The 16,002-nt window shown below is 71.1% G+C and carries 19 protein-coding genes; 9 read left to right on the forward strand and 10 right to left on the reverse strand.

Annotation, left to right across the window (positions count from 1 at the left end; all coding sequences use genetic code 11):
- Positions 1-18 precede the first annotated feature (18 nt).
- The 4 genes from AC5WRL_RS16135 to AC5WRL_RS16150 all read left to right on the forward strand — a co-directional run bounded on the left by AC5WRL_RS16135 (position 19) and on the right by AC5WRL_RS16150 (position 3,893).
- A complete protein-coding gene (locus AC5WRL_RS16135) occupies positions 19-2,052 on the forward strand; it encodes a DNA polymerase III subunit gamma and tau (protein ID WP_496089223.1) in 2,034 nt (677 codons plus the stop codon).
- 80 nt (positions 2,053-2,132) lie between these two features.
- The gene (locus AC5WRL_RS16140; RefSeq protein WP_496089224.1) at positions 2,133-2,477 is read left to right on the forward strand and encodes a YbaB/EbfC family nucleoid-associated protein; all 345 of its coding nucleotides are present in this window, start codon (positions 2,133-2,135) and stop codon (positions 2,475-2,477) included.
- A gap of 87 nt (positions 2,478-2,564) precedes the next feature.
- Positions 2,565-3,164: a recombination mediator RecR gene (gene recR / locus AC5WRL_RS16145; RefSeq protein WP_496089225.1), complete on the forward strand. Its 600-nt coding sequence runs from the start codon at positions 2,565-2,567 to the stop codon at positions 3,162-3,164.
- Positions 3,165-3,194: 30 nt separating this feature from the next.
- Positions 3,195-3,893, forward strand: coding sequence for a DUF5063 domain-containing protein (locus AC5WRL_RS16150; RefSeq protein ID WP_496089226.1), 699 nt, complete (start codon positions 3,195-3,197; stop codon positions 3,891-3,893).
- A gap of 8 nt (positions 3,894-3,901) precedes the next feature.
- On the opposite strand, the gene AC5WRL_RS16155 is transcribed toward AC5WRL_RS16150, so the two are convergent.
- The 5 genes from AC5WRL_RS16155 to AC5WRL_RS16175 all read right to left on the reverse strand — a co-directional run bounded on the left by AC5WRL_RS16155 (position 3,902) and on the right by AC5WRL_RS16175 (position 6,139).
- Complete coding sequence (locus AC5WRL_RS16155) at positions 3,902-4,141, reverse strand: hypothetical protein (RefSeq protein ID WP_496089227.1); 240 nt, start codon at positions 4,139-4,141, stop codon at positions 3,902-3,904.
- Positions 4,142-4,349: 208 nt separating this feature from the next.
- Positions 4,350-4,700, reverse strand: coding sequence for a hypothetical protein (locus AC5WRL_RS16160; RefSeq protein WP_496089228.1), 351 nt, complete (start codon positions 4,698-4,700; stop codon positions 4,350-4,352).
- A 36-nt stretch (positions 4,701-4,736) separates the two neighbouring features.
- Positions 4,737-5,090 (reverse strand): hypothetical protein, encoded by a 354-nt coding sequence (locus tag AC5WRL_RS16165; protein ID WP_496089229.1) that lies wholly within the window; start codon positions 5,088-5,090, stop codon positions 4,737-4,739.
- A 315-nt stretch (positions 5,091-5,405) separates the two neighbouring features.
- The gene (locus AC5WRL_RS16170) at positions 5,406-5,753 is read right to left on the reverse strand and encodes a hypothetical protein (RefSeq protein ID WP_496089230.1); all 348 of its coding nucleotides are present in this window, start codon (positions 5,751-5,753) and stop codon (positions 5,406-5,408) included.
- 38 nt (positions 5,754-5,791) lie between these two features.
- A complete protein-coding gene (locus AC5WRL_RS16175) occupies positions 5,792-6,139 on the reverse strand; it encodes a hypothetical protein (RefSeq protein ID WP_496089231.1) in 348 nt (115 codons plus the stop codon).
- Between the two features lie 288 nt (positions 6,140-6,427).
- On the opposite strand from AC5WRL_RS16175, the gene AC5WRL_RS16180 reads away from it, so the two are divergent.
- On the forward strand, positions 6,428-7,507 hold the full coding sequence (locus AC5WRL_RS16180) for a carboxylate-amine ligase (RefSeq protein WP_496089232.1): 1,080 nt from the start codon (positions 6,428-6,430) through the stop codon (positions 7,505-7,507).
- A 66-nt stretch (positions 7,508-7,573) separates the two neighbouring features.
- On the opposite strand, the gene AC5WRL_RS16185 is transcribed toward AC5WRL_RS16180, so the two are convergent.
- Positions 7,574-7,873 carry a hypothetical protein gene (locus AC5WRL_RS16185; RefSeq protein ID WP_496089233.1) on the reverse strand — a complete coding sequence of 100 codons (300 nt, stop codon included), beginning with the start codon at positions 7,871-7,873 and terminating at the stop codon, positions 7,574-7,576.
- 366 nt (positions 7,874-8,239) lie between these two features.
- On the opposite strand from AC5WRL_RS16185, the gene AC5WRL_RS16190 reads away from it, so the two are divergent.
- From AC5WRL_RS16190 to AC5WRL_RS16205, 4 genes are all read left to right on the forward strand, one after another.
- Positions 8,240-9,541, forward strand: coding sequence for an aspartate kinase (locus AC5WRL_RS16190; protein ID WP_496089234.1), 1,302 nt, complete (start codon positions 8,240-8,242; stop codon positions 9,539-9,541).
- Positions 9,542-9,963: 422 nt separating this feature from the next.
- Positions 9,964-10,557, forward strand: a complete 594-nt coding sequence (locus AC5WRL_RS16195; RefSeq protein WP_496089235.1) for a SigE family RNA polymerase sigma factor — start codon at positions 9,964-9,966, stop codon at positions 10,555-10,557.
- Positions 10,554-11,951 (forward strand): hypothetical protein, encoded by a 1,398-nt coding sequence (locus AC5WRL_RS16200; protein ID WP_496089236.1) that lies wholly within the window; start codon positions 10,554-10,556, stop codon positions 11,949-11,951. The genes AC5WRL_RS16195 and AC5WRL_RS16200 overlap by 4 nt, the downstream gene beginning before the upstream one ends.
- A 30-nt stretch (positions 11,952-11,981) precedes the next feature.
- Positions 11,982-12,809 (forward strand): SURF1 family protein, encoded by an 828-nt coding sequence (locus AC5WRL_RS16205; RefSeq protein WP_496089237.1) that lies wholly within the window; start codon positions 11,982-11,984, stop codon positions 12,807-12,809.
- Here the strand turns inward: AC5WRL_RS16205 and AC5WRL_RS16210 are convergent.
- From AC5WRL_RS16210 to AC5WRL_RS16225, 4 genes are all read right to left on the reverse strand, one after another.
- A complete protein-coding gene (locus AC5WRL_RS16210; protein ID WP_496089238.1) occupies positions 12,757-14,577 on the reverse strand; it encodes a S9 family peptidase in 1,821 nt (606 codons plus the stop codon). The genes AC5WRL_RS16205 and AC5WRL_RS16210 overlap by 53 nt on opposite strands.
- Positions 14,570-15,049, reverse strand: a complete 480-nt coding sequence (locus tag AC5WRL_RS16215) for a RidA family protein (RefSeq protein ID WP_496089239.1) — start codon at positions 15,047-15,049, stop codon at positions 14,570-14,572. Before AC5WRL_RS16215 ends, AC5WRL_RS16210 begins: the two co-directional genes overlap by 8 nt.
- Positions 15,046-15,207: a Sp36 family protein gene (sp36, locus tag AC5WRL_RS16220; protein ID WP_106438433.1), complete on the reverse strand. Its 162-nt coding sequence runs from the start codon at positions 15,205-15,207 to the stop codon at positions 15,046-15,048. The genes AC5WRL_RS16215 and sp36 overlap by 4 nt, the downstream gene beginning before the upstream one ends.
- Positions 15,208-15,376: 169 nt before the next feature.
- The gene (locus AC5WRL_RS16225; protein WP_496089240.1) at positions 15,377-15,691 is read right to left on the reverse strand and encodes a WhiB family transcriptional regulator; all 315 of its coding nucleotides are present in this window, start codon (positions 15,689-15,691) and stop codon (positions 15,377-15,379) included.
- Positions 15,692-16,002: the final 311 nt, after the last annotated feature.

Below are 16,002 nucleotides of genomic sequence, written 5' to 3' on the forward strand. Positions count from 1 at the left end.
GCCGATATCGTCGGGGTTGTGTCGTCTCTCGCGCTGTACCGCCGCTATCGTCCCGAGACCTTCGCCGAGGTCATCGGGCAGGAGCATGTCACCGACCCGTTGCAGCAGGCGCTGCGCAACAACCGGGTCAATCACGCGTACCTCTTCAGCGGCCCGCGCGGCTGCGGCAAGACGACCAGTGCGCGGATCCTCGCCCGCTGTCTCAACTGTGAGCAGGGCCCCACGCCCACCCCGTGCGGGGAGTGCCAGTCCTGCCGCGATCTCGCCCGCAACGGCCCCGGGTCCATCGATGTGATCGAGATCGACGCCGCCTCGCACGGTGGCGTCGACGACGCGCGGGAGCTGCGGGAGAAGGCGTTCTTCGGGCCCGCGTCCAGCCGGTACAAGATCTACATCGTCGACGAGGCGCACATGGTCACCCCGGCCGGGTTCAACGCCCTGCTGAAGGTGGTCGAAGAGCCGCCCGAGCATCTGAAGTTCATCTTCGCGACCACCGAGCCCGAGAAGGTCATCGGCACCATCCGGTCGCGCACCCACCACTATCCGTTCCGGCTCGTGCCGCCCGGCACCCTGCGGGAGTATCTGGCGCAGGTCTGCGAGCAGGAGGCCATCCCCGTCGAGGGCACGGTGCTGCCGCTGGTGGTCCGGGCCGGGGCCGGGTCGGTACGCGACTCCATGTCCGTGATGGACCAGCTGCTCGCCGGGGCGGGGGAGGGCGGTGTGACGTACGACATGGCCACCGCTCTGCTCGGCTACACGGACGGGGCACTGCTGGACTCCGTGGTCGAGGCGTTCTCGCGGGGGGACGGGGCCGCCGCCTTCGATGTGGTCGACCGGGTCATCGAGGGCGGGCACGATCCGCGGCGGTTCGTCGCCGATCTGCTGGAGCGGCTGCGGGACCTGCTGATTCTGGCGGCGGTGCCGGACGCCGCCGACAAGGGGCTCATCGACGCGCCCGCCGATGTGCTGGAGCGGCTGCTGGCGCAGGCCACCTCCCTGGGTGCCGCCGAGCTGAGCCGGGCCGCCGATCTTGTCAATACCGGGTTGACGGAGATGCGGGGGGCCACCTCGCCCCGGTTGCAGCTGGAGCTGATCTGCGCCCGGGTGCTGCTGCCGGCCGCCTATGCGCACGATGAGCGGGCGTTGCAGTCCCGGGTGGAGCGGCTGGAGCGGCTCGGGCCGCCGGCCGGACCGGCTTCGGCGGCCGTTCCGCCGGAGGCGGCGGCTCGTCCGGCCGCGGCCCCCCAGGCCGCGCCCCCCGCCCAGGCGCCTCCCGTCCACCATCAGGCGGCCCGGACGCCGCCTCCGCCGCCGCCGGTGGCTCAGGCGCCCCAGGCCGCTCCTCCGGCGGCCTCCGGGCCTCGGCCCGGGGCCTGGCCCACCGCCGCTCCCACCGCCGCTCCGGCTGCCGCCCCCGCCGCTGCTCCGGCGCCCGCCCAGGCGCCCGCCCCCGCCCCGGCCGCAGCCCACGCCCCCGCCGGCGGTGGGGTGGACCTCGGCCGGGTCCAGAGCATGTGGGGCGACATCCTCGACGCCGTGAAGGGCAAGCGGCGGTTCAGCTGGATCCTGCTCAGCCAGAACGCCCACGTCGCCGGGTTCGACGGCACCACCCTTCAGCTCGGGTTCGCCACCGTCGGCGCCCGGGACAGCTTCCTGGGCAGCGGCAGCGAAGCCGTGCTGCGGGAGACCCTCAGCGAGGTCTTCCACATGCAGTGGAAGGTGGACACCGTCATCGACGGCGGCATCGGCGGTACGCCGGCCCCCGCCGTGACCCGCCCGCTGCCGCCGACCCCGGTGCCGCAGGCGCCCCCGGCGCCCGCGCCGACGGCCCCGCCCCGCCCCGCGCCCGCGCCCCACACACCCGAGCCCGCTCCGCAGCCCCGGCCCGGCCCCGTACCCCCCACGCCCGAGCCGACGCCCCCGCCGCCCCCGCCCGAGGAGGACCTGCCCTCCCCCGAGGACCGCGATCTGGGCAGCTCCGCCCTCTCCGGCCACGAGCTGATCATGCGCGAGCTGGGCGCGACGGTCATCGAGGAGTTCCACCACGAATGAGACCCCGGCGGCGTAAGCCCGTAGGCTCGGAGGAGACAGCGAAGAAAGAATTGTTGCCGACGAGCCAGGAGTGATCGCCCGTGTTTCCCGGTGGTGGCGGAGCCGACATGCAGCAGCTGCTGCAGCAGGCCCAGAAGATGCAGCAGGATCTCGCGGCGGCCCAGGAGGAGTTGGCCGGCACTCCGGTGGAGGGCAGCGCGGGCGGCGGACTGGTCAAGGCCACCGTCACCGGCGCCGGCGAGCTGAAGAGCCTGGAGATCGACCCGAAGGCGGTCGACCCGGAGGACACCGAGACCCTCGCCGATCTCGTGGTCGCCGCCATCCGCGACGCCAATAACTCCGCGCAGGCGCTGGCCCAGGCCAAGCTCGGCCCGCTCGCCCAGAGCCTCGGCGGTGGCGGCGGTATCCCCGGACTGCCGTTCTAGCACCCCAGAACTCCGGTTTCTCTAGCCCTGCGGCGGCCCGGCAACTAGCCTCATCCGCAGGAACCAGCGGAAGGCATAAGGCATCTCGTGTACGAAGGCGTGGTCCAGGACCTGATCGACGAGCTGGGCAGGCTGCCCGGCGTCGGTCCCAAGAGCGCCCAGCGGATCGCCTTCCACATCCTCCAGGCCGAGCCCACCGACGTACGCCGGCTCGCGCACGCGCTCACCGAGGTGAAGGAGAAGGTCCGCTTCTGCGCGGTGTGCGGCAATGTCGCGCAGCAGGAGCACTGCCGGGTCTGCCAGGACCCGCGCCGCGATCTCGCCGTCATCTGTGTGGTGGAGGAGGCCAAGGATGTGGTGGCCATTGAGCGCACCCGCGAGTTCCGGGGCCGCTATCACGTCCTGGGCGGCGCCATCAGCCCCATCGAGGGCGTCGGCCCCGATGACCTGCGGATCAGGGAACTGCTGGCCCGCCTCGCCGACGGTACGGTCACGGAGCTGATCCTGGCCACCGACCCCAATCTGGAGGGCGAGGCGACCGCCACCTACCTGGCCCGGATGGTCAGCACGCTGGGTCTCAGAGTCACCCGGCTGGCCAGCGGGCTGCCGGTGGGGGGAGACTTGGAGTACGCCGATGAGGTCACTTTGGGGCGGGCCTTCGAGGGAAGGCGGTTGCTCGATGTGTAACGCCAGGGGAATCGCTGGGGAGGCGATCGCATGACGTCCACCGTCCACGCCCGAGCCCTGTCCCGTACGCAGGCCAACACCCTCAGTAGCGGCGGCGGCCCCGACGCCTTCGCCGTGCAGATCGCCGACCAGATCGAGAGCTTCACGGTCGCGGTGGCGGAGGTCGCCAAGGGGGACGACCCGGACGCCGCCGTACCGCATCTGCTGCTCCAGATCTCCCAGCTGCTGCTGGCCGGCGGCCGGCTGGGCGCGCACGAGGACATCGTGCCCGAGGAGCGGTACGAGCCGGACACCGGTCCCGAGCCCGACATGGACGAGTTGCGCGAGCGCCTTGCCCGGCTGCTGGAGCCCGTCGATGTCTACTCGGAGGTCTTCGACCCGTACGTGCCGCGCAGCACGCCGGTGCCGAGCCGGATCTCCGACGATCTGGCCGACATCCTGACGGACCTGCGGCACGGCATGGCCCACTACCGCGCCGGGCGGGTCAGCGAGGCGCTGTGGTGGTGGCAGTTCTCCTACCTCTCCAACTGGGGCCCGACCGCGAGCGCCGCACTGCGCGCGCTCCAGTCGCTGGTGGCGCACGTACGGCTGGACACGCCGCTCGCCGAGCTGAACGGCCTCGACACCGACAGTGAGGCGGCGGAGACGGCGGAAGGCGATCTGGAACGGCAGGCGGGCCGTGTCATGGCCGCCGAGATCGCCGCGCCGCTGGGGCTCCGGCCGCAGTAGTCGTCCGGTCAGGCGGTGCCGGTTCTGGTTTCCTCGGCCGCTGCCTCCGGGGCCGGCTCCGCCGTGTCCGGAAAGCAGAACTCGACCCCGCCGTGGATCAGGCCGTACGCCCCGATCCCGATCGCGAATCTCAGGTACCGCATGCTGCCCGACCAGTCGGTCGGCGACCCGAAGAAGAGCCAGAACGCCAGCCCGACCCCGAGCAGTACCCCGGCTACACCGATCATCTTCCGCAGCGAGTGATGCATGCGGAAAAGCTTTTCATACGAGGATCCGCTCGTGGCGCACGCCTCGATCGCCCCGCGATCATGCCGGCCCGACCGACAGCTTCCTGCCGATGTGGCGAGCGTCCTTTGCCATCAGTTGCGCAGGGAAGCTGCGCAGTAACGCCGCGGCGCCCCGCCGGAGAGATCCGACGGGGCGCCGTCCGGGCCGGGAGGAGCGGTGCGGCCTCGCTCAGTAGGAGCGCTCGACGTAACCGCCGGTGATCCGCGTGGTGTAGGCGGGGCAGAACACGATGGACTTCCCGGTCTGCCGCCACTCGGGCGCGTTGATGTGGACGTCCAGGCCGCCGTCGAAGGGACGGCAGATGACGCTCGCCTTGTAGTGGCCGCCGTTGTGGCTGGTGCAGCTGACCTGCCAGCCGATCTGCGAGGCGTACTGGCCCTTGTAGGGGCCGTTGGTGCAACCGGTCGGCCAGCCCATGGTGGAGACCTCACCGGAGTTGGCCGCCGTGGCGGTGCCCTGGAGGCCGAGGGTGGCGATCGCAGCCCCCGCCAGCAGCACTGAGCTCAGCTTCTTCTTCATTGTCTGTGATCCTCTCTGATCGATACGGCTGGACGCTCAGTTGTTGTTGGGGCTGCTCTCGTAGCCTTCCCACAGGGGCGTCCGGTAGGAGCCCTGGCAGTAGGCCATCGAGTAGCCGGACTGCCGCCATCCACCGGCGAAGTCCTTGGTGGCACCGGTGGACGGGTCCTTGCACACCACCAGGGCGCGGTACTTGCCGCCGTTGTGGCTCGAACAGGAGGCGACGGCACCGAAGTCCGTCTTCTCGGCCTTGCAGCCGGACGGGTGCGCCATGGTGCCGATCTCGGCGGCGTTCGCGCTCGCCCCCGCGGCGAGCGTGAACCCGGCGGTCAGCGCGAGCCCGAGCGCCGGTACGACGACGGAGCGCCGCACACGGGTACTGATACTCATCTTCCTTCACACCTTCCCCGATGTGTTCAGTGGTGAAGCGATCGGAACGCTAACAGGGCGAGGCGAGGATCAACAGGCTTTCTGTGGCTCTTTATTGAAACTCCATCCCTGTAATCCCTGGCGCCACATGGCGCCTCTGTCGTGGAATATCGGAACAATATGGGCTGTATCAAGACCACTTGCTCGCCGTTGGCTTCATTTCCGTTCACTAAAGAGTGAGTTGTTCGCCCGGCGGGCCGCCCTGGGGACAGCACAACGGCGCCCCGCCGGAGAGATCCGGCGGGGCGCCGTCCGAGCCGGAGGGGGCTCGCCCGTTCAGGAGGCCTTGGTGACGATGCCGCCCGAGACGCGGGTGGTGTAGGGCGGACAGAAGACGATGGACGTACCGCTCGACTTCCACGTCGGCGCGTCGATGAAGACGTTGCCGCTGCCGTCATGACGGGCGCAGATCACGCTCGCCATGTAGTGGCCGCCGTTGGCGTTGGTACAGGTGGCCTGCCAGCCCTTCTGCGACTCGTACTTGCCGTTGTACGCCTTGTTGCTGCATCCGGTCGGCCACGCCATGGTCGAAACGTCCCCGGACTCGGCCGCGGTGGCCGTGCCCTGGAGTCCGAGGGTGGCGACGGCCGCGGCGGCGAGCAGCGCCGCGCTCAGCTTCTTCATTTCCCTGCTCCTTTACTGGTGGTGGGTCCGGTCGTCGCTCAGGTGACCTTGGTTTCGAAGCCCGCGCCCAGGGGCGTCTTGTACGAGCCCTCGCAGTAGGCCATGGACCAGCCGGTGTTGCGCCACGGACCCACGAACTCCCGGATGTCCCCGTCGGACGGGTCCTTGCAGAGGATGAGGGCGCGGTAGTGGCCGCCGTTGGCGTTCTTGCAGGTGGCCACGGAGCCCCAGTCCTGCTTCTCGGCGTGGCAGTTGGTGGGTCGGGCCATGGTGCCGACCTCGGCGGCGTTCGCGCTCGCCCCCGCGGCGAGCGTGAACATCCCGGCCATGGCCAGCCCGAGCGCCGGCGCGACGACGGCGCGCCGCATACGGGTTGTGACTGTCATCTTCCTTCACTCCTTCCTCGACTTGCTCAGTGGTGAAGCGCTCGGAACGCTAACAGGGCATTGTGCGGATCAACAGGGCTTTGTTGACTCTTTACTGAAGTTCCATCTGTGAAGAAGCCGCTGCCGTGGCCGATACTCCGCCATGGAATGTCATGACAATACTGGTTAAATCAACCCTACTTGTCTGGCATGGGACCCATCTCCTTTCACTAAAGAAGGAGTTGTTTGCAGGTTGAAGAAGGGCGGGAAACGGGATTCGGGCGGCTGCCCGTTGGGGAGCCTTCAGTAATGGGACAACTGCTCACCGTTGGCGTTGAGGAAGAGTTCTTACTGGCCGACCCCACGAGTGGGGCGGCGGTGCCGGTGTCCGAGGAAGTGATCGCGACCGACCGGCGATTGAAGCCGGAGACGTCGGCGGCCGTCATCGAGACCGCGTCCGAACCGCACAGCGATCTGACACTTCTCGCCGACGATCTGCGGGCGCTGCGCTCCGCCGCCGCGACGGCCGCCGAGGGCGCCGGCTGTGCCGTACTGCCCTGTCCCACCGAACTGCTCCCGGCCCCGCCCGCGCCGCCGACCACGGGGGAGCGGTACCGGCGGATCTACGAGCGGTACGGCGCGCGGCTCTTCGGCCACATGACGTGCGGCATGCACATCCACGTCGGTGTCCCGGACCGGGAGCACGCGGTGCGGGTGAGCAATCATCTGCGGCCCTGGTTACCGGCGCTGCAAGCGCTGGCCGCCAACTCCCCCTTCTCCCTGGGGCAGGACACCGGCTACGCGAGCTTCCGTTCCATGTGGTGGGGGTACATGCCGGTGGCCGGCCCGGCCCCGGTGTTCGCGGATGCCGCCGAGTACAACGCGCTCTTGGACCAACTGGTCGCCTCGGGGGTGATTCTCGACCGCAAGATGGCGTACTGGTTCGCCCGTCCCTCCGAGTTCGTGCCCACCATCGAGGTGCGGGTCACGGACGTGTGCCCCACCACCGACACCGCCGTACTGCTGGCCGGTCTGACCCGCGCCCTGGTGGCCACCTGCCTGGAGGAGGCGGCGGCGGACGGACCGCCCCCCGCCGTCTCCGGCCAGCTGCTGGCCGCCGCGCACTGGCAGGCCGCGCGGTACGGGATGGAGGCCGACGCCGTGGATGTGTTCACCGGGCATCCGGTGCCGGCCTGGGCGTGGGCGGAGAAACTCCTGAAGCATGTGGCGCCCGCGCTCTCCGACGCCGGGGATCTCGCCCTGGTCACCGGCCTGCTGGCGGAGCTGCGTGAGCACGGCTCGTGGGCCGCCCGGCAGCGCGGAATCGTTTCTGCGGGCGGCTCGCTGGCCGATGTGGCGGCCTACCTCGGCTCCCTGCTGCTCAAGTGAGGCGAGGGGGCCGGGTGCCCGTGCCCCCCGGCCCGGGAGCGCGGCCACCCGGCCGGCTGCCCGGGGTCAGCGCGGCACCAGCACGCCGGAGCCGAACTCGAAGAGCCGGTCCTCGCCCGGGCTGACCCAGCCGATGGCTGTGCCCTTGCAGTCTTTGCTGCTGTACACCATGACCGTCACATTGGTCCGGTTGTTGACCGTCAAGGGCAGGAATTCGCCGGTGTAACACCCCTTGGCTGGGTTCTGGTACGTGCTTCCGCTGATCGTCAGGACACCCTGCGCGGCCAGCGCCGAGCCCGGCAGGGCGATCAGCATCGCTCCCGCCGCGGCCAGCGCGCCGGCACCGTTCGCGATACGCCTTCTCATGCGCATGTCACAACCTCCAGGAGGGGTGAAGCGGAGGAGGCGCCCGCGGCCCCCCGTACCGGGCATGCCCGCACCGCCCGGCGGGACGCGGGCACTCACCCGGATGGGTCCCGTCGTGCGGGAGCGCAAGTACGGCGCGCGCGGCTCCCGTCCCGCCCCATCGGACGGCGACCGTCCGTGTGAGCTGCGTTACGTTTCGGCCCGGTTTCGTGTGCGGTTTCCCCTGGCGGGCAGGGCTTTCCGCTGGATGAGCCCGGTGTCTCAGGATGTGGCACCGGATAGGCGGAAAACGCCTGCTCGGTAGACTTCAGCAGACCGTGGTCCCCGCTCGGAGCACGGCGTGAGAGATACGAGGAGCGAGCACACGTGGGCCTTGTCGTGCAGAAGTACGGCGGCTCCTCCGTTGCCGATGCCCAGGGCATCAAGCGCGTCGCCAAGCGAGTCGTCGAAGCCAAGAAGAACGGCCACCAGGTGGTCGTCGTGGTCTCGGCGATGGGTGACACGACGGATGAGCTGATCGATCTCGCGGGTGAGGTGTCCCCCGTCCCCTCCGGACGTGAGATGGACATGCTGCTGACCGCCGGCGAGCGCATCTCCATGGCGCTGCTGGCCATGGCGATCAAAGCGCTCGGGCACGAGGCGCAGTCCTTCACCGGCAGCCAGGCCGGTGTCATCACCGACTCCGTACACAACAAGGCCCGCATCATCGATGTGACCCCGGGCCGCATCCGCTCCTCCGTCGACGACGGCAACATCGCCATCGTCGCCGGTTTCCAGGGTGTCTCCCAGGACAAGAAGGACATCACCACCCTCGGCCGCGGCGGCTCCGACACCACGGCGGTCGCGCTGGCCGCCGCGCTGGACGCCGAGGTGTGCGAGATCTACACGGACGTCGACGGGGTGTTCACCGCCGACCCGCGCGTGGTGTCCAGGGCCCGCAAGATCGACTGGATCTCCTTCGAGGACATGCTGGAGCTGGCCAGCTCCGGCTCGAAGGTGCTGCTGCACCGCTGTGTGGAGTACGCGCGCCGCTACAACATCCCGATTCACGTACGGTCGTCCTTCTCGGGGCTCAAGGGCACCTGGGTCAGCAGTCAGCCGCCGCAGGACGCGTCGCGCGAGCCGGAAGGACAAGGGGAGAAGTCGATGGAACAGGCGATCATCTCGGGGGTCGCGCACGACACGTCCGAGGCCAAGGTCACGGTCGTCGGGGTGCCCGACAAGCCGGGCGAGGCGGCGAAGATCTTCCGCGCGCTGGCCGATGCGGAGCTGAACCTCGACATGGTGGTGCAGAACGTCTCGGCCGCCGCCACCGGGCTCACCGACATCTCCTTCACCCTCCCCAAGGACGAGGGGCGGTCGGCGATCACGGCGCTGGAGAAGCGCCGCCCGGACATCGGCTTCGACGCGCTGCGCTACGACGACCAGATCGCGAAGATCTCGCTCGTCGGGGCCGGCATGAAGACCAACCCGGGGGTCACCGCGCACTTCTTCGAGGCGCTGTCCAACGCGGGGGTGAACATCGAGCTGATCTCGACCTCCGAGATCCGCATCTCGGTGGTCACCCGTGAGGACGATGTGAACGCGGCGGTCCGGGCGGTGCACACCGCGTTCGGGCTCGACAGCGAGTCGGACGAGGCCGTGGTGTACGGCGGCACCGGCCGCTGACCGGTCGCCGAGGGGGGCGCCGGCCGGCCGCCCCCTCGGCGGCAGGCCCGGCCAAAGAACTACCTTTTGAACGAGATTGGCGGGATGTGAAGCTCCCGTGACCAATTCGTAGGTCCGGATCGCTTGATCCGGACCAATCCCCCGGGGGACGATTTCAACTCCCCGCACCCGCCGATGGAACCATGCGCGGTGCGGGGAGCGTCTTTCGTACCCTCCGCGAGGGCCACAGGGCGCTGCACCAATCGGACATTTCAGGGGTAGGCGGTAGGTGTGAGCCGGTGTGACTCATTCAGAAACCCACCCGCGCCGTACAACCTTCGCGGGGGAGAGAGTGTCCAACTGGCGTGGCAGAGGTCCTGGAATTCACCGCAACGGCACCTCCACGTCTCCCGCGCCCGAGGGCATCGGGCGGTGCTGGGGGGATGCCCGTGATCGCTCCGCTGCCCGCCTCGCAGCCCCTGTCGCAGGTGGCCCCACCCCCGGCCCAGGGCGCGGACGCGGACGCGGACGCCGTCATGGCTGAGGGCACCACCACCGACCAGCTGACCGAGACCTACCGCGAGCACTACCGCTCCCTGCTCGGTCTCGCCGCCCTGCTGCTCGACGACATCGCCTCCTGCGAGGACGTCGTCCAGGAGGCGTTCATCCGCGTCCACTCGGCGCGCAGCCGGGTGCGCGACCCGGAGAAGACCCTCGCGTACCTGCGGCAGACCGTCGTCAACCTCTCCCGCTCCACGCTGCGCCGCCGCATCCTGGGCATGAAGCTGCTCTCCAAGCCGATGCCGAACATGGCGAGCGCCGAGGAGGGCGCGTACGAGCAACTGGAGCGCGCCGAGCTGATCCAGGCGATGCGCGGGCTCCAGCGCCGCCAGCGCGAGGTGCTGGTGCTGCGCTATTTCGCCGACATGACGGAGGCCGAGGTCGCCAGCACGCTGGGCATCTCGGCCGGGTCGGTCAAGGCGTACGGCTCGCGGGGCATCGCCGCCCTGCGGGTCGCCATGGAGGCGGCCCGATGACCGACCGCGAACCACACGCGCGGGAGGATCGGCAACCGGAGGACGGCCGGGCGGCGGAGGACCGTGCGGACCGCCTCCCGCCCGATCCCCGCCCTGATCCCGAGGCCGATCCCGACGCCGATCTCCCCGCCCTCCCCGAGGGCATCGACATCCCCGACAGCCCGGGCCCGCTCTCCGACGAGGAGACCCTGCGCCGTCTGCTGCACGACGCGGTCGGCGCCATTCCGCTGCCCGAGGTGTCCCTGGAGGCGCTGCGGCACGGCATCGCCGCCCGGCGCCGCCGCCGGCGCCAGCTGCTGCTGAGCACCGTGGCCGCCGTCGGCGTCCTGGCGATCGGCACCCCCGCCGTGCTGGAGGCGGCCGGCAGCGGCGCCCGGCGCGGCCAGGACCAGGCCACCGGGCTGGCCGGCGAGACCAGCGCCGAGGGCGGCCCGCTCGCCTCCGGCGGCGTGGACGGCGGCCGGGAGGCGTACGACGGTGTCGGCGAACCCCCGCTGAGCGGCGAGGTGTACGGCCCCGACGACGGCCGCACCCAGCAGCCGGACGGCACGGGCGGTGCCGCCGCCGAGACCGGCTCCCCGCACGACGGGGAGATCACCGGCGCCGGCTCCCCGCGCTGCGCGGCCGGCCAGCTCGGCGCCGCCAGCGCCGTCACCGAACAGCCCGACTCCCAGGGCAAGGTGTACGGCACCATCCGGGTCGCCAATGTCTCCGCCGAGCCCTGCCGGGTCACGGCCGGCGCGGATGACCTGACCGTGCTGTCGGCCGGCGGCGCGGCGGGTGACGTGCAGATCGTGCACCGCACGGAGGGCGATCGCGCCACCGGGCTGCCCACCCCTGAGCAGACCCCCAGCGAACTGCTGCTGCCGCCGGGCCAGGCGTACGAGGTGCAGTTCGCGTGGGTGCCCAGCGCCGGCCGCGGCGGTTCGCGCTCCGTGTGCGCCGTGCAGGCCGACCCGGTGGGGCTCAGTACGAACGCGGGGGCCGACCCGGATCCGGTGTCCGAGCTGGAGGGCGGCGCGGCCGGCGCCGGTGGCTCGGACGGCGCCGGCGGGGGCGGTGGCGACGACGATCAGGGCGGCGGTGGCGAGCAGCCCAGCGCCGGCAACGGCAACGGCGGCCACGGCGACAGCGGCACTCCGGGCAACGGCAACGGAAACGGAAACGGCAACGGCAGCGGCAACTCGGGCGGCTCCGACAGCCCCAGCGGCGGCGGCACGTCCGACCCCGACCCCGACCCGGGCGGCGGCACCGACCCGTCCGACGGCACCGTCGTCCTGCGCTACACGCCACCGGCCGGCAACGCGCCCGTCGACATCCTCCTCGAAGGCACCTGCACCGGCACCGTCTACCGCACCGGCGTCCTGGAGTCCCCGAGCACCCCGGCCGGCTGACCGACCCGCCCCACCCCGTACCGTGGGGACGTGTACCGGTTTCTGCTGACTCCCCGCTGGTGGGGGATCAACGTCTTCGTCGCGCTGTCCATCCCGTTCTGTCTGGTGATGGGCTTCTGGCAGCTGGGCCGCTTCGAGGACCGGGTCGACACCCACCGCGAGCGCGAGAAGCAGGCCCAGCAGGCGGAGACCACCGAACCCCGGCCGCTGCGCGAGCTGCTGCCCGTCACCACCGAGACCGTGGGGGAGCAGGCCACCGTCACCGGCACGTACGACCCGGAGCAGGAGCTGCTGGTCCCCGAGCGCGCGCTGGACGGCGCGCGCGGCTACTACGTGCTCACCCCGCTGCTGCCCGCCGACGGCGGCGACGCGCTGCCCGTCGTCCGCGGCTGGCTGCCCGGCGACCCCGACCCGGCCGCCGTGCCCGCCGCCCCGGCCGGCGAGGTGACGGTCACCGGCGCGCTCCAGGGCGCCGAGTCGCCGCGCGATGTCGGCCCGCCGACCGGGCTGCCGCCCGGCCAGCTCGGCGTGATCGGCGCCGCCTCGCTGATCAATGTGCTGCCCTACCCCGTCGAGGACGCGTGGGTGACGGTACGGGAGGCCGCCGCGCCGCTGCTGCCGGTGCCGCCGGCCTCCGCCACCAACACCGGTCTCGACATCAAGGCGTTCCAGAACCTGGGCTACACGGCCGAGTGGTTCGCCTTCATCGCCTTCGCGCTGTTCATGTGGTACCGGTTCTTCCGCCGCGAGCTGGAGGCCCAGCACGATGCCGCGCTGGGCCTCACCGCATCCGTACCGGAACCGCTCAGCCCGGCAGATGCTTCAGCGCGAACTCGATCTCCATCCGCACCTGCTTGATCCGCTCCTCCACCACCAGAGAGCCGTGCCCGGCGTCGTACCGGTACACCTCGTGGGGGGCGCCGCGCTCCGCCAGCCGGTCGACGTAGTTCTCGATCTGCCGGATCGGGCAGCGCGGGTCGTTCACGCCCGCCGAGATGAAGACCGGCGCCGTCACCTGATCCACGTAGGTGATCGGGGACGAGGCCCGCCAGCGCTCCGGCTGCTCCTCGGGGGTGCCGCCCAGCAGCGTACGGTCCATCGCCTTGAGCGCCTCCATCTCGTCGTGGTAGGCGGTGACATAGTCGGCCACCGGCACCGCCGCGACCCCGACCGCCCACAGCGCGGGCTGCACACCCAGGCCCAGCAGCGTCAGATAGCCGCCCCACGAGCCGCCGGTGAGCACGATCCGCTCCGGGTCGGCGAGCCCGGACTGGACGCACCACTCGCGGACGGCGGCGATGTCCTCCAGCTCGATCAGCCCGATCCGGTGCCGCAGCGCGTCGGTCCACTCCCGGCCGTACCCCGTCGAGCCCCGGTAGTTGACGCGGACCACCGCGAAGCCGTGGTCCAGCCAGGCGGCGGGCCCGGCGGCGAACGAGTCGCTGTCGTGGTGGGTGGGGCCGCCGTGGATGTCGAAGACCGTGGGGAACGGGCCCTCGCCCTCCGGCCGCTGCACCAGCGCGTGCACCGAGCCGCCGGGCCCGTCCACCCACAGGTCCTGCACCGGCGAGGACGGTGGCGCGGCCGGCCCGGGCGGGTCGAGGACGGTGTCGCCGGTGCTGGACTGCACGCGCGGCGGCTCGGCGGCCGAGGACCACAGGAACTCCACCGAGCCGTCCGGGCGCGCGGTGGCCCCCGCGACGGAGCCGGCCGGGGTGTGCAGCCGGGACAGCTCGCCCATCCGGTGCACATCGACATCGGCGCGCCACAGCTCGCTGCGCGCCCGGTAGTCGTGCTCGATGAGCAGGCCCGAGCCGTCGGCGTACCACTCGGCGCCCACCTCGCCCGGCAGCTCGCAGGCCAGTTCCCGCTGCTCGCCGGTCAGTGGGTCCCAGATCAGCAGCTCCCAGCGGCCGTGCCGCTGGTGCCCGATCAGCAGCCGGCTGTCGCCGTCCACCGGGGCGAAGCCGAGCACGGACAGGCCCAGCTCCTTCGTACCGGCCTCGGTGTCGTCCAGCTCGGCGACGAGGGTGCCGTCCAGGCGTACGACCCGGACCGACGAGTGCATGGAGTCGCCGTGCTCGGTGTGCTCGATGGCCAGCAGCGTGCTGTCGTGCGACAGATCGCCGACGCCGGCCGACTCGCGGTGCCGGTAGATCTCGACGGGGGCGCCGCCGTCGCCGGGGCGCGCCACGTGGATGGTGCTGCCGTCCTCCTCGGTCATCCGGCCGACCACGACGGTGCCGTCGCGGCCGAGCGCGAGACCGGCGGAGTACGCGGGCGCCAGGCCCGGCACCGCCTCCTCGTCCGGGCCGCCCTCGAACGGCTGCCGGCGCCATACGCCGTGCTCGTCGCCGTCGGTGTCGGCGTACCACCAGATCGACTCGCCGTCGGGGCTGAGCGTGCCGTGCACGGTGCCGTTGGGGCGGTCGGTGGCCTGCCGCTGGGTGCCGGTGACGCGGTCCCAGGCGTACAGCTCGTACGTGCCGGTGGCGTTGGAGACGAACAGCGAGCGGTGCGGGGCGTCCAGCGCCCACTGGGGCAGGCTGACGCGCGGGGCGCGGAACCGCCGCTCCCAGTCCGGCACGGTGATGTCGTCGCCGTGCTCCGGGTCGTGGTCAGTCATCGTCACCCTCGATCTCGACCTGGATCTCGACCTCCACGGGGGCGTCCAGCGGCAGGACGGCGACGCCGACCGCGCTGCGGGCATGCCGGCCGGCCTCGCCCAGCACCTCGCCGAGCAGCTCGCTGGCGCCGTTGATGACGCCCGGCTGTCCGGTGAAGGAGGGGTCGGAGGCGACGAACCCCACGACCTTCACCACGCGCACGACGCGATCGAGGCTGCCCGCCACGGAGGCGACGGCGGCGAGCGCGTTGAGCGCGCAGATCCGGGCCAGCTCCTTGGCGTCCTCCGGGCTGACCTCGGCGCCCACCTTGCCGGTGCGCGGCAGCGCGCCGTCGACCAGGGGCACCTGGCCGGAGGTGTGGATGTAGCGGCCCGAGCGCAGTGCCGGTACGTACACCCCGGCCGGGGCGGGCACCGGCGGCAGGGTGATCCCCAGCTCGGCGAGCCGGTCCGCCACGCGCCCGGCGCTCACTGGGTCTTCTCGCGCTTGAAGTACGCCACCAGCTGCTCGGGGTTGGCGGGGTTCTGGAGCACCTGCACCAGCTCCCAGCCGTCCTCGCCCCAGGTGTCGAGGATCTGCTTGGTCGCGTGCACCAGCAACGGCGCGGTGGCGTATTCCCACTTGGTCAAGGTCGTCATGGCGCCCACTCTAACGACCGGGCGGGCGGCGGCCTGGCCCGTCCGCCCAGGTGAGGGCCGCCGCCCCGGGCGGGGGCGGCGAATCCGGCGGAAATCTTCACCCCGCGGGGATTGTCGATCATCGCACCGGGCAAACTGCCCTTCGGAAGCCCTCCACCGGCTACCCGGTAGCCGCGTAACCTCCGTCACTCTCGTCAGCGTTCTCGTAATCGCAGCGGGCTGTCTCCAGCAGTCTGCGCCAGGACGTGACCGTGGGGCGGCGGCGCAGCAGCGCGCGCCGTTCCCGTTCGGTCATGCCGCCCCAGACGCCGAATTCCACGCGGTTGTCGAGCGCGTCGGCGAGGCATTCGGTGCGCACCGGGCAGCCGGTGCACACCGCTTTGGCGCGATTCTGTGCCGCGCCCTGTACGAATAGTTCGTCCGGATCTGTGTCGTGGCAGGCGGCCTGCGCACTCCAGTCGATGACCCAGCTCATGGCCCGATGCCGTCCTCTCCCGATCCCGAATCGAGGCTCCCCCACGGCGGCAAGTGGCATATTCACCCTTGCCGGTTGAGGACGTTACGGAAGGCGGCGGGGGCGCAACACCCCCAGTGGGCCTAATCTTGGATGGCCCGTTCGGACTAGGGGGAATCCCTCATCACCCATGTGAGTGAAGCCCGAACAAGATCCGCATTTCGGACGAGGGTTGCTGATAGCAACGCGCAGAGGCATATGACAAGAGCGATTCCCGATTCCCACTCCGACGAGTGAAGATCATTTGACGGCTCTTGCTTTGTCCGATGTAG

This window comes from Streptomyces sp. NTD107 (genome assembly GCF_059510435.1).

Bases quoted from the DNA above. Each gene is read 5' to 3' on its own strand.
- AC5WRL_RS16150 (WP_496089226.1), top strand. From the start codon at position 3,195: ATGACGTCCACCGTCCACGCCCGAGCCCTGTCCCGTACGCAGGCCAAC.
- AC5WRL_RS16155 (WP_496089227.1), bottom strand. From the start codon at position 4,141: ATGCATCACTCGCTGCGGAAGATGATCGGTGTAGCCGGGGTACTGCTC.
- AC5WRL_RS16160 (WP_496089228.1), bottom strand. From the start codon at position 4,700: ATGAAGAAGAAGCTGAGCTCAGTGCTGCTGGCGGGGGCTGCGATCGCC.
- AC5WRL_RS16165 (WP_496089229.1), bottom strand. From the start codon at position 5,090: ATGAGTATCAGTACCCGTGTGCGGCGCTCCGTCGTCGTACCGGCGCTC.
- AC5WRL_RS16170 (WP_496089230.1), bottom strand. From the start codon at position 5,753: ATGAAGAAGCTGAGCGCGGCGCTGCTCGCCGCCGCGGCCGTCGCCACC.
- AC5WRL_RS16175 (WP_496089231.1), bottom strand. From the start codon at position 6,139: ATGACAGTCACAACCCGTATGCGGCGCGCCGTCGTCGCGCCGGCGCTC.
- AC5WRL_RS16180 (WP_496089232.1), top strand. From the start codon at position 6,428: ATGGGACAACTGCTCACCGTTGGCGTTGAGGAAGAGTTCTTACTGGCC.
- AC5WRL_RS16185 (WP_496089233.1), bottom strand. From the start codon at position 7,873: ATGAGAAGGCGTATCGCGAACGGTGCCGGCGCGCTGGCCGCGGCGGGA.
- AC5WRL_RS16195 (WP_496089235.1), top strand. From the start codon at position 9,964: ATGCCCGTGATCGCTCCGCTGCCCGCCTCGCAGCCCCTGTCGCAGGTG.
- AC5WRL_RS16200 (WP_496089236.1), top strand. From the start codon at position 10,554: ATGACCGACCGCGAACCACACGCGCGGGAGGATCGGCAACCGGAGGAC.
- AC5WRL_RS16210 (WP_496089238.1), bottom strand. From the start codon at position 14,577: ATGACTGACCACGACCCGGAGCACGGCGACGACATCACCGTGCCGGAC.
- AC5WRL_RS16225 (WP_496089240.1), bottom strand. From the start codon at position 15,691: ATGAGCTGGGTCATCGACTGGAGTGCGCAGGCCGCCTGCCACGACACA.